An 11,127-nucleotide genomic window follows, 5' to 3' on the forward strand; every position below is an offset into this window, starting at 1 on the left:
CACGTGCCCGACGGGCCTCTTCCGCGCGGCCCCCGCCGCACCCGCCGGCCCGGGGCCCGGGGAGCGCACCATGGGACGGGCCGGCGGGTGCGGCGGGGGCCGCGCGGAAGAGGCCCGTCGGGCACGTGACAGGTTGCGATTCAGTCCGTAGGGTTCGTGAATATGAGTATGCATAACGTGGTGATCGGGGCCCACGGGGCCGCGGCGGAGGACGTGCTGGCGGTGGCCCGCGGTGGTGCGCGGGTCGAGCTGTCGGCGGAGGCGCTGGCCGGGATCGCCGCGGCGCGCGAGGTCGTGGAGGCCCTGGCGGCGAAACCGGAGCCGGTCTACGGCGTCTCGACGGGCTTCGGCGCGCTCGCGGTGCGGCACATCAGCCCCGAGCTGCGCGTGCAGCTGCAGCGCAGCCTGGTGCGCTCGCACGCCGCCGGCATGGGCCCGCACGTGGAGCGCGAGGTGGTGCGCGCGCTGATGTTCCTGCGGCTGAAGACGCTGGCCTCCGGCCGTACCGGTGTCCGTCCGGTCGTCGCCGAGACGATGGCCGCGCTGCTCAACGCCGGCATCACCCCCGTCGTCCACGAGTACGGCTCCCTGGGCTGCTCCGGCGACCTGGCACCGCTGTCGCACTGCGCGCTGGTCCTGATGGGCGAGGGCGAGGCGGAGGGCCCCGACGGCGTCGTGCGCCCCGCCGCGGAGCTGCTGGCCGAGCACGGCATCGAGCCCGTCGAGCTGCGCGAGAAGGAGGGCCTGGCCCTCATCAACGGCACCGACGGCATGCTCGGCATGCTCGTGATGGCCATCGACGACCTGCGCCGGCTGTTCACCGCCGCCGACGTCACCGCCGCGCTGTCGATGGAGGCGCTGCTGGGCACCGACAAGGTGCTCGCCCCCGAGCTGCACGCGATCCGCCCGCACCCCGGCCAGGCGGCCAGCGCCGAGAACATGCGCCGTGTGCTCGCCGGCTCCGGGCTCACCGGGCACCACCAGGACGACGCACCGCGGGTCCAGGACGCGTACTCGATCCGCTGCGCCCCGCAGGTGGCCGGCGCCGGCCGGGACACCGTGACGCACGCCATGACGGTCGCCGACCGCGAGCTGGTCTCCGCCGTCGACAACCCGGTCGTCTTCGCTGGGGGTACCTCCCAGGCCGAAGGCTCTGGGGGAGGGAGGGTGGAGTCCAACGGCAACTTCCACGGCGCCCCCGTCGCCTACGTGCTGGACTTCCTGGCCATCGCGGCGGCCGACCTCGGGTCGATAGCGGAGCGGCGCACCGACCGGCTGCTGGACAAGAGCCGTTCGCACGGCCTGCCCGCCTTCCTGGCCGACGACCCGGGCGTGGACTCCGGCCTGATGATCGCCCAGTACACGCAGGCCGCGCTGGTCAGCGAGAACAAGCGGCTCGCGGTCCCGGCCTCGGTGGACTCCATCCCGTCCTCGGCGATGCAGGAGGACCACGTGTCGATGGGCTGGTCGGCCGCGCGCAAGCTGCGGCAGGCGGTGGACAACCTGGCCCGGATCGTGGCGGTCGAGCTGATGGCCGCGTCGCGCGCCGTCGAGCTGCGCGTGCAGGGCAGCGAGGTACTGGTGGCCGCCCCGGCGACCCAGGCCGTGCTGAAGGCGGCGCGCGAGGCCGGAGTGGGCGGCCCCGGTCCGGACCGCTTCCTGTCCCCGGACCTGGAGGCGGCGTACGACTTCGTGCGCGGCGGCGGTCTGGTGGCGGCGGCCGAGTCGGTCACCGGCCCGCTCGCCTGACCCCCACCCCGACACCGACACCGCCCCGGCCTCCGGCCGGGGCGGGCGGGTTCCGGGGCGGCAGTGCCTAGTACATCTCGCGGGCGCGGCGGCTCGCGTTGATCACGAGCGCCGCGCCCAGGCCGAGGAAGGCGGTCCCGCCGACCAGGTACGGCGTGGTGTCGACGCTGCCGGTGTCCGCCAGGTGCTGTCCCGGGTCGGTGCCCGACCCGGTGGTGGCGGTGGAAACGGACGACTGCGCGCTCGTGTTCGCCGTGTGCTCGGCACTGGCGGACGCGTTGGGCACGAAGTACAGGGCGCCGAGGACGGCGGCAGCCGTGACGGCGACGAAGGCGGGTGGACGGTGCGAGGTCAACGGATCCCCCAGCGGTTGCGGCGACTTGACCGTGAAGGCCGATGGTAGTGAGACAACCGCCGCTGAGGGAAGTTCGACCCCGGAACCGGAGCTTCCGCGGGTTCGCGGAGGGCCGCCGCGGGTATCCTTCCGCGCGGAAGCGGACTGCCTGCGCAACGGGGGCCGTTCCCCCGCATACGCTCCGTCACATGAGCACTACTGACATCCCCACCGGGGAGAGCGGGCCGCGCTACGTGCGGCTCCAGGTGGAGCTGGTCCTGGAGATCACCGGGTCCGGCGAGCTGACCGACGCCGCGCTGGACCAGATCGGCGGCGACGAGTACATGCCGGACGACGAGCGGCAGCACGCCGAGGCGTCGGTGCGGCAGGACGAGTCGGAGGCGCTGGCCTACCTGGTCGATCCGTTCGACCTGGTCACCAGCGTGCCGGGGATCGAACTGGTGCAAGCGTCCTGGTCCTGTGCCCACACCGAGTACGACCCCGACTCCGACGAGTGGGACCTCTACGACGACGAGGTGGACGACGAGGTGGACGACGAGGCGGACGAAGCCGACATCGAGGAGGAGGAACCGCAGGGACGCTGAACGCGTCTTCGGCAGTGCGTGACTCACCCGCCCCGGGCCCCTCACGGGTCCGGGGTTTCGCACGGGCCGCGTGACCGCGCCCATGTCACGTGCGTCACGCACGTGTTCTTCCCCACACTTCCCGGGGTGGGGGAACGGACCAAAGACCCTGGCAGTTCCTGGACGTACGAGTGAGGCTCGATCGAGGGCCGTGGCCCGCGACGCACGCGGGCCGGGGGAAACGCGTACCGGAAGACATTGGAGATCTGTGTGAAGCGCGCCGAGACCGGCACAGCCACCGACACGAGTCCCTCGCGCAAGCGGCGAGCCGGGCTGGCAGCTCTGGCGCTGCTCGCCGTCGGGGCGATCTCGCTGACCGCCTGCGGGGGGGACAAGGCGGGCACGGCCGGTTCCGACAACAACGCCAAGTCGCAGGCCTCGGTCGACGAGCAGGCGGCCAAGGACTCCTCGGACGCCCGAATATCGATCACCCCGAAGACCGGCGCCAGCGACGTCAGCATCAACACGGGCGCCAAGGTGCAGGTGACCGACGGTGAGCTCACGAGCGTCACCATGACCTCGGTCGCCGACGGCTCCGCCGTCAAGGGCACGATCTCCGCGGACGGCTCGAGCTGGGCGCCCGACGGCCCGCTGAAGCGGGAGACCCAGTACAAGATCGCCGCCAAGGCGGAGGACGGCAAGGGCCGCAAGGCCGCCGAGAACTCCACCTTCACCACGGTCACCTCCGCGCACAGCTTCATCGGCTACTACACGCCCGAGAACGGCCAGACCGTCGGCGTGGGCATGCCGGTCTCGATCAACTTCACCAAGGCGATCGAGGACAAGAAGGCCGTCCAGTCGGCGATCGCGGTGACCTCCAGCAGCGGCCAGGAGGTCGTCGGCCACTGGTTCAACTCCACCCGGCTCGACTTCCGCCCCGAGTCCTACTGGCAGGCCGGCTCCACCGTCACGCTCAAGCTGAACCTCGACGGCGTCGAGGGCTCCTCCGGCATCTACGGCGTCCAGGACAAGACCGTCAGCTTCAAGATCGGCCGCAGCCAGGTCTCGACGGTCGACGCCTCGACCCACCGGATGAAGGTCGTGCGCGACGGCAAGGTCATCCGCAACATCCCGATCTCCGCCGGCTCGGACGAGAACACCACCTACAACGGCCAGATGGTGATGTCGGAGAAGTTCACCGAGACCCGGATGAACGGCGCCACGGTCGGTTTCACCGACGACGACGGCAAGGGCGAGTACGACATCAAGGACGTGCCGCACGCCATCCGCCTGACCACGTCCGGCACCTTCATCCACGGCAACTACTGGGGCGCCGACTCGGTGTTCGGCGCCGTCAACACCAGCCACGGCTGCGTGGGCCTGAACGACACCAAGGGCGCCAAGGACACCTCCACCGACGCCTACTGGTTCTACACGAACTCGATCGTCGGCGACGTCGTGATCGTGAAGAACTCCAAGGACAAGACCGTCGACCCGGCGAACGGCCTCAACGGCTGGAACATGAACTGGAGCGCCTGGAAGGCCGGCAGCGCGGTCTGAGACCGCTCCCGCCCCGGACGGCGACAGGGGCCCGGAACCATGAGGTTCCGGGCCCCTGTGGCGTCCTTCGCGCCCTCCTCGCGCGGGCCGTCAGTCCTTCGTGCCGTCCACGATGACCGGGGAGCCGTTCGCGCCCGTGCCGCAGGGAACCGCGTACACGGGATTGGACTTCGCGGCCTCGCGGTAGGCGTCCAGGCACTGGTTGTACAGCACCTTGTCGCTCAGCGACCGCGCGATGATCCGGTTGGCGCTCGCGATGCCCTCCGCCTCGATCCGCTTGCGCTCCGCCTCGGCCTTGGCCGTCCTGGACGCCTCGACGGCCCGCTCGGTGGCCTGCTGCTGCTGGATCTTCTTGTCGATCTGCTCCTGCAACTGGTCGGAGGGCCGCACGTTGCGCAGGTTCACCGCGGTGACGTCGATGCCGCGCGGGGCGAGGCGCTGCTTGATCAGGGCGTCGATCTCCGACCCGATCCGCTCGCGGGCGGAGGCGTACCCCTCCTCGCTGCTGTGCTTGGCGAAGACGTTGCGGATGATCTCGCGGCTGTCCGGCATCACCAGCCGCGACTGGATGGCCTCCTCGTTGCCCGCCAGCCGGTAGAGCTCGACGGCCTTGGCGGGCACCACGGCCCACTTGATGGTCACGTCGGCGTAGAGCACCCCGCCCTGCGAGGAGCGCACCTCGACCACGTCCTTGTCGTGCAGATCGAGGTCGACCGGGCGCGTGGAGAACGACGTGACGTCGGTGAACGGCGACCTGAAGTGGATGCCGGAGGTCAGCGGGGAGCCGACCTTGCCGAAGGTCACCGGGACGCCGACCTCGTAGGCGCTCACGACGTGGACGCACGCGAAGACGCCGGCCAGCACGCCCGCCAGGGCGCTGAGCGCCGCTCCCAGCTTCCAGCCGACGGAGCTCTGGCCCCGGGCGACGAAGAACAGCACGACCGCCGCCGTGAGCAGCAGGATGGACAGCACGAACACAGGGATCCCCCTCCGGAACACGGACCGGCGCCGCCCCCCGGCCGCGCCGCGCAGCGCATCGTAACGGCCCGAGGTGACGGTTCCGTACCTCGTGTGACGAGCTGTGACGAGCCGTTGCGAGGCTGTCGCCGGGTCCGGACGCGGGCCCTGGCGGGGCGGCGCCCCGGCGGGCTACCGCGTCCGCAGCGCTTGGGGGTCGTCCAGGACGGAGCGCACCACGCTGTACGCCGCCCCGAGCAGCACGCCCTCGCGGCCCAGCCGGGACACCCGCACGGCGTCCGTGCGCCATTGACGGTCCGTCACGCGGCGGCCCAGCTCGCGTTCGACGGCCGAGCGCAGCCACGGCGCCAGCGAGGCCAGGGTGCCGCCCAGCACGACGGCCTGCGGGTCCAGCAGGTTGACCGCGCCGCTCAGCGCGATCCCGAAGGCCTGCCCGGCGGCCGCGAGCGCCTTCAACGCCGCCGGGTCCCCCTCCACGGCGGCCGCCTGGAGGGCCTTGAGCGCGTCCGGCCGCTCCGGGGCGATGCCCGCGGCCCGCAGCACGGCCTCCTCGCCCGCGTACTGCTCCAGGCAGCCGCGGGCCCCGCAGGAGCAGCGCGGGCCCGTCGGGTGCACGGGCACGTGGCCGAGCTCCCCGGCGAAGCCGCGCGCGCCGCGGAACAGCCGGCCGTCGACGACCAGCGCCGCGCCGATGCCGATCTCCGCCGAGACGTGCACGAAGTCGGTGACGCCCTCGTGGCCGCCCAGCCAGAGCTCGGCGAGGGCGCCGAGGTTGGCCTCGTTCTCGACGGTGACCGGGATGCGGGCTCCGGCCAGGCCGTCGGCCCCTGCCCGGTCGAACCAGCCCGCGGCGTCGACGTCCTCCCAGCCGAGGTTCGGCGCCCGCATCACGACCTGCCGGTCCCGGCCGACCAGGCCCGGCACGGCGAGCGTCAGTCCGGCCGCGCTCAGTCCGGCGGCCCGCGCCTCCTGCCGCACCTCGCCGACGAGCGCCGCGAGTTCGCGCAGCACCTCCGGCGCCGGACGGCCGCGGTTGTCCGCCTCGACGCGGGCCCGGGCGCGCACGGTGCCGCGCAGGTCGACCGCGACGGCGGCGAGGTGGTCCACCCCGACCTCGGCGCCGAGGCCCGCCGGACCGGTGTCGTTCAGCGCCAGGGCGGTGCCGGGGCGGCCGACCGTGCCGGGGCGCTGGGTGCCCAGCTCCACCAGCAGGCCGGCCGCGAGCAGCTCGTCGACGAGGGTCGACACGGTGGCCCGGGTCAGCCCGACCTCGGCGGCGACGGCCGCGCGCGAGACCTCGCCGTGCTCCGCCACGGCTCGCATCACCAGCGCCAGATTCCGCCGTCGCAACCCCGCCTGCGACCCCGGCCCTTCCGCCACGCCCCGGTCCCCTTCCGCTCTCGTCCGTCATCCGTCCTGGTCAACGTCGACCTGCCCCCACCCTCGCACGCCCCGCCCGGCGGCCGGACCCCGGGCGGGGCGACGGGCTCACCGCACGTCGAAGGAGTCGGCCAGCGCCGCCGCGAGGCGGTCGAGCGCGGCGTCGTCGCGCGGGACGGGGTCGTAGGAGGGGCCGGCCGTGGTGTCCCAGCGGCGGGCGACGGCCTGCGGGGACTCCCCGGTGAGCAGGCCGGCGGCCTGCGCGGCCGCGCCCAGCGCGACCAGCTCGTCCGCGACGGGGATCCGGACGGCCCGTCCCGACAGACGGCGTACGGTCTCCCGCCACGCCGTGCCGCGGGCGCCGCCGCCGATGAGCAGCAGGGGCTCGTCGGAGGTGGTGCCGTCGACCGCGAGCACCTGGTCGAGTGCGGTGAGCAGGGCGTACGCCGCGCCGTCGTACGCGGCCTGGAGGATTTGCCCGGGGGTGGTGTCGTGCCGCAGCCCGGTGAGCAGCCCGGAGGCGTACGGCAGGTTGGGGGTGCGCTCGCCGTCGAGGAAGGGCAGCAGGACCGTGCCGCCGCCCGGCTCGACCGCCTCCCGGTCCAGGGAGAGCAGCCCCGCGATCTTGTCGACGGCGAGGGTGCAGTTGAGGGTGCAGGCCAGCGGCAGCCAGTCGCCGTGCCCGCCCGCGAAGCCGGCGACGATGCCGGTGGGGTCGGTGGGCCGGGTGGCGGCGGGGGTGTAGACCGTGCCGGAGGTGCCGAGGCTCAGCGCGGGCTGACCGGGGAGGAGCCCGAGGCCGAGGGCCGCGGCGGCGTTGTCGCCGGTGCCCGCGCCGACCAGGACGCCCTCGCGCAGCGGCAGCCCGGGCAGGGTGACCCCCGCAGCCTCGCCGGGGCCGAGGACCCGGGGCAGCAGGGCCGGGTCGAGGCCGATCTCGGCGAGCAGGGCCTCGTCGTACGTCTCGGTGTCGGTGGCCCACCAGCCGGTGCCGGAGGCGTCGCCCCGGTCGGTGACGCCGGCGCCGCCGAGCCGTTCGGTGAGGAAGTCGTGCGGGAGGCGCACGGCCGCGGCGGCCTTGGCGGTCTCCGGCTCGTGCTCGGTGAGCCAGGCCCACTTGGTCACGGTGAAGCTCGTGCCGGGCACGCTGCCGAAGCGCTCCGCCCAGTACGCGGCGCCGTGCCGCTCCACCAGCGCGGCGGCCTGCGGGGCGGACCGCACGTCGTTCCAGAGCAGGGCGGGCCGCAGGGGCCGGCCGACCGGGTCGAGGACGACCAGGCCGTGCTGCTGGCCGCCGACCGAGATGGCGTCGGCGCGCTCCGCGTACGGCCCGATCTGGGCGAGCGCGGCGCCGAGCGCACGCCACCACACCTCGGGGTCGGTCTCGCGGCCCGCGCCCTCACTCACCGTGTGCCGGGCCTGTCCCCTGGCCAGCACCTCGCCCGTCTCCACGTCGACTGCGAGCACCTTGGTCGACTGGGTGGAGCTGTCCACACCCAGCGCGATCGGTCCGTTACCCATCCTGCGGCTCCCTTCACAAAGCGGCGATGGCATATTAATTTGTTCAGTGGTCTTACGAATAGGAGCCGCCGCGATGAGTTTCACCCCCACCCCCGAGGACAAGTTCACCTTCGGTCTCTGGACCGTCGGCTGGCAGGGCCGCGATCCCTTCGGCGACGCCACCCGGCCCGCCCTCGACCCCGTCGAGAGCGTCAACCGGCTGGCCGAGCTCGGCGCGTACGGCGTCACCTTCCACGACGACGACCTGATCCCCTTCGGCTCGGACGACACCGCCCGCGAGGGCCACATCAAGCGGTTCCGCCAGGCCCTGGACGCCACCGGCCTGAAGGTGCCGATGGCCACCACCAACCTCTTCACGCACCCGGTCTTCAAGGACGGCGGCTTCACCGCCAACGACCGCGAGGTCCGGCGCTTCGCGCTCCGCAAGACCATCCGCAACATCGACCTCGCCGCCGAGCTGGGCGCCAAGGTCTACGTCGCCTGGGGCGGCCGCGAGGGCGCCGAGTCCGGTGCCGCCAAGGACGTGCGGGTCGCCCTCGACCGCTTCAAGGAGGCCTTCGACCTCCTCGGCGAGTACGTCCTGGAGCAGGGCTACGACCTGCGCTTCGCGATCGAGCCCAAGCCGAACGAGCCGCGCGGCGACATCCTGCTGCCGACCATCGGCCACGCGCTGGCGTTCATCAACGAGCTGGCCCACCCCGAGCTCGTCGGCCTCAACCCCGAGGTCGGTCACGAGCAGATGGCCGGGCTGAACTTCCCGCACGGCATCGCCCAGGCGCTGTGGCACGGCAAGCTCTTCCACATCGACCTCAACGGCCAGACCGGCATCAAGTACGACCAGGACCTGCGCTTCGGCGCCGGCGACCTGCGCTCGGCGTTCTGGCTGGTCGACCTGCTGGAGTCGGCCGGCTACGAGGGCCCGCGCCACTTCGACTTCAAGCCCCCGCGGACCGAGGACATGGACGGTGTGTGGGCGTCCGCCGCCGGCGGCATGCGCAACTACCTCATCCTCAAGGACCGTGCCGCCGCGTTCCGCGCCGACCCGGCCGTGCAGGACGCGCTGAAGGCCGCCCGCCTGGACCAGCTGGCGCAGCCGACCCTCGGCGAGGGCGAGTCCCTGGCCGACCTGCTCGCCGACCGGGGCGCCTACGAGGAGTTCGACGCCGACGCCGTCGCGACCCGCGGGTCCGCCTTCGAGCAGCTCGACCAGCTCGCGATGGACCACCTGCTCGGCACCCGCTGAGCCCCGCGGAAACCGGGTTGCCGCCGGGCCCGGCCCGGCGGCACCCTGCGGGGGTGATCGAACTGCGCGTGCTCACCCCCGACGACTGGCCGCTCTGGCGGGAGCTGCGGCTCACCGCACTCGCCGACGCGCCGCACGCCTTCGGCGCCCGGCTCGCCGACTGGCAGGGCGACGGCGACCGCGAGGAACGCTGGCGCGACCGGCTCGCCCTGCCCGGCTCGTACAACCTGGTCGCCCTCGTGGACGGCCGGCCCCGCGGCATGGCCAGCGGCGTGCCCGGCGAGTTGCCGGACAGCGCCGAGCTGATCTCGATGTGGGTGGCGGGCGAGGCCCGCGGCCGCGGCGTCGCCGACCTGCTGATCCGGGCCGTCGAGGAGTGGGCGGCGGGCACCGCGGGCGTCGCCCTGCTCCACCTCGCGGTCGCGGAGGGCAACACGGCGGCGACGGCGCTCTACGTGCGCAACGGCTTCGCGGACGACGGGGGCCCCGGCGGGGTCATGCCGGACGGGCGCCCCGAGCGCGTGCTGACGAAGCGGCTCGCGGTGGCGCGGGCCTGATCGGGCCGGCGCCACCGGACCCGGTCACCAGGCGAAGGCCTCCGGGGCGGGGCCCGGTCCGGGGAAGATCTCGTCGAGACCCGCCAGCAGCTCCTCGTCCAGCTCCAGGTCCACCGCGCGCAACGCCGAGGAGAACTGCTCCGGCGTGCGCGGCCCCACGATCGGCCCGGTGATCCCGGGCCGGGTCAGCAGCCAGGCCAGCGCGACCTCGCCGGGCTCCAGTCCGTGCTTGCCGAGCAGGTCCTCGTACGCCTGCACCCGCGCCCGGACCACCGGGTCGGCCAGCCCCGCCGCCGACCGGCCCACCTTGGTGCGGGCCCCGCCGTCCTCCCGCTCCTTGCGCAGCGCGCCGCCCAGCAGCCCCTGGTGCAGCGGCGACCACGGGATCACACCGAGCCCGTACTCCTGCGCCGCCGGGATCACGTCCAGCTCGGCGCGGCGCTCCGCCAGGTTGTACAGGCACTGCTCGCTGACCAGGCCCATCGAACCGCGGTTCGCGGCCGCCTCGTTGGCCCGCGCGATCTTGTAACCGGGGAAGTTCGACGACCCCGCGTGGAGGATCTTGCCCTGGCGGACCAGCACGTCCACCGCCTGCCAGATCTCCTCGAACGGGGTGCGCCGGTCGACGTGGTGGAACTGGTAGACGTCGATGTGGTCCGTGCCGAGCCGCCGCAGGCTGGCCTCGACCGCCCTGCGGATGTTGAGGGCGCTGAGCCGGTCGTGGTTCGGCCACGACTCCTCGTGCCACGCCTTCCCGTCCGCCGACATGTTCCCGTAGACCTTCGTGGCCAGCACCACCTTGTCGCGGCGGCCCCCGCCCCGCGCGAACCACGAGCCGATGACCTTCTCCGTCAGGCCCTTGTCCTCGGCGGTGCCGTAGATGTCCGCCGTGTCGAAGAAGTTGACCCCCGCGTCCAGCGCGGCGTCCATGATCGTGTAACTGGTGGCCTCGTCCGTCTGCCCGCCGAAGTTCATCGTCCCCAGGACGATGCGGCTGACCTTGAGGCCGGTGCGGCCGAGCTGTGTGTACCTCATGGGGTACCAGCGAACCTCTTCGAGTGGACTCCCGGCAAGTGCGGTGCCCGGGGCGGGGGGTTGTGGTTGCGGCCGGTGTTTGTGTGCGGGTGCGTTGCGCCTGCGGCGGGCTGCCCGGTTGTTGTGTGCGGGTGCGTTGCGCCTGCGGTTTAAAACCCACTCCCGACCCAACGAAACTCCCAAAAC

The 11,127-nt window shown here is 73.1% G+C and carries 10 protein-coding genes; 5 read left to right on the forward strand and 5 right to left on the reverse strand.

Translation table 11 applies throughout. The features are described from left to right. Positions 1-168 precede the first annotated feature (168 nt). Entirely contained in the window at positions 169-1,749 is a 1,581-nt protein-coding gene (hutH, locus tag PV341_RS39485; RefSeq protein WP_500326835.1) for a histidine ammonia-lyase, read from the forward strand. 67 nt (positions 1,750-1,816) lie between these two features. Here the strand turns inward: hutH and PV341_RS39490 are convergent, their stop codons facing one another. Continuing rightward, positions 1,817-2,104: a hypothetical protein gene (locus PV341_RS39490; RefSeq protein ID WP_500326706.1), complete on the reverse strand. Its 288-nt coding sequence runs from the start codon at positions 2,102-2,104 to the stop codon at positions 1,817-1,819. Between the two features lie 188 nt (positions 2,105-2,292). Here PV341_RS39490 and PV341_RS39495 point away from each other — a divergent pair, with 188 nt between their 5' ends. Both PV341_RS39495 and PV341_RS39500 read left to right on the forward strand, forming a co-directional pair. After that, positions 2,293-2,688, forward strand: coding sequence for a hypothetical protein (locus PV341_RS39495; RefSeq protein WP_500326708.1), 396 nt, complete (start codon positions 2,293-2,295; stop codon positions 2,686-2,688). A 249-nt stretch (positions 2,689-2,937) separates the two neighbouring features. Beyond that, positions 2,938-4,227, forward strand: a complete 1,290-nt coding sequence (locus PV341_RS39500) for a L,D-transpeptidase (RefSeq protein ID WP_500326710.1) — start codon at positions 2,938-2,940, stop codon at positions 4,225-4,227. A 90-nt stretch (positions 4,228-4,317) separates the two neighbouring features. On the opposite strand, the gene PV341_RS39505 is transcribed toward PV341_RS39500, so the two are convergent. The 3 genes from PV341_RS39505 to xylB all read right to left on the reverse strand — a co-directional run bounded on the left by PV341_RS39505 (position 4,318) and on the right by xylB (position 8,106). Then, positions 4,318-5,205, reverse strand: coding sequence for a prohibitin family protein (locus PV341_RS39505; protein ID WP_500326712.1), 888 nt, complete (start codon positions 5,203-5,205; stop codon positions 4,318-4,320). 171 nt (positions 5,206-5,376) lie between these two features. Further along, positions 5,377-6,528 carry an ROK family protein gene (locus PV341_RS39510; protein WP_500326837.1) on the reverse strand — a complete coding sequence of 384 codons (1,152 nt, stop codon included), beginning with the start codon at positions 6,526-6,528 and terminating at the stop codon, positions 5,377-5,379. Between the two features lie 165 nt (positions 6,529-6,693). Then, the gene (xylB, locus tag PV341_RS39515; protein ID WP_500326714.1) at positions 6,694-8,106 is read right to left on the reverse strand and encodes a xylulokinase; all 1,413 of its coding nucleotides are present in this window, start codon (positions 8,104-8,106) and stop codon (positions 6,694-6,696) included. Between the two features lie 73 nt (positions 8,107-8,179). Here xylB and xylA point away from each other — a divergent pair, with 73 nt between their 5' ends. Both xylA and PV341_RS39525 read left to right on the forward strand, forming a co-directional pair. Continuing rightward, positions 8,180-9,349, forward strand: coding sequence for an apurinic/apyrimidinic endonuclease family protein (gene xylA / locus PV341_RS39520; protein WP_499513646.1), 1,170 nt, complete (start codon positions 8,180-8,182; stop codon positions 9,347-9,349). Positions 9,350-9,402: 53 nt separating this feature from the next. Continuing rightward, positions 9,403-9,906: a GNAT family N-acetyltransferase gene (locus tag PV341_RS39525; RefSeq protein WP_500326717.1), complete on the forward strand. Its 504-nt coding sequence runs from the start codon at positions 9,403-9,405 to the stop codon at positions 9,904-9,906. A 24-nt stretch (positions 9,907-9,930) separates the two neighbouring features. On the opposite strand, the gene PV341_RS39530 is transcribed toward PV341_RS39525, so the two are convergent. After that, positions 9,931-10,941 (reverse strand): aldo/keto reductase, encoded by a 1,011-nt coding sequence (locus PV341_RS39530; protein WP_500326718.1) that lies wholly within the window; start codon positions 10,939-10,941, stop codon positions 9,931-9,933. Positions 10,942-11,127 lie beyond the last annotated feature (186 nt).

It is taken from the genome of Streptomyces sp. PA03-1a (genome assembly GCF_033792805.1).
Lineage (GTDB): Bacteria > Actinomycetota > Actinomycetes > Streptomycetales > Streptomycetaceae > Actinacidiphila.

What these genes read in the sequence shown, in the direction of transcription:
- xylB (WP_500326714.1), bottom strand. Translation starts at nt 8,106, where the DNA reads ATGGGTAACGGACCGATCGCGCTGGGTGTGGACAGCTCCACCCAGTCG.
- PV341_RS39495 (WP_500326708.1), top strand. Translation starts at nt 2,293, where the DNA reads ATGAGCACTACTGACATCCCCACCGGGGAGAGCGGGCCGCGCTACGTG.
- PV341_RS39510 (WP_500326837.1), bottom strand. Translation starts at nt 6,528, where the DNA reads ATGCGAGCCGTGGCGGAGCACGGCGAGGTCTCGCGCGCGGCCGTCGCC.
- PV341_RS39530 (WP_500326718.1), bottom strand. Translation starts at nt 10,941, where the DNA reads ATGAGGTACACACAGCTCGGCCGCACCGGCCTCAAGGTCAGCCGCATC.
- hutH (WP_500326835.1), top strand. Translation starts at nt 169, where the DNA reads ATGCATAACGTGGTGATCGGGGCCCACGGGGCCGCGGCGGAGGACGTG.
- xylA (WP_499513646.1), top strand. Translation starts at nt 8,180, where the DNA reads ATGAGTTTCACCCCCACCCCCGAGGACAAGTTCACCTTCGGTCTCTGG.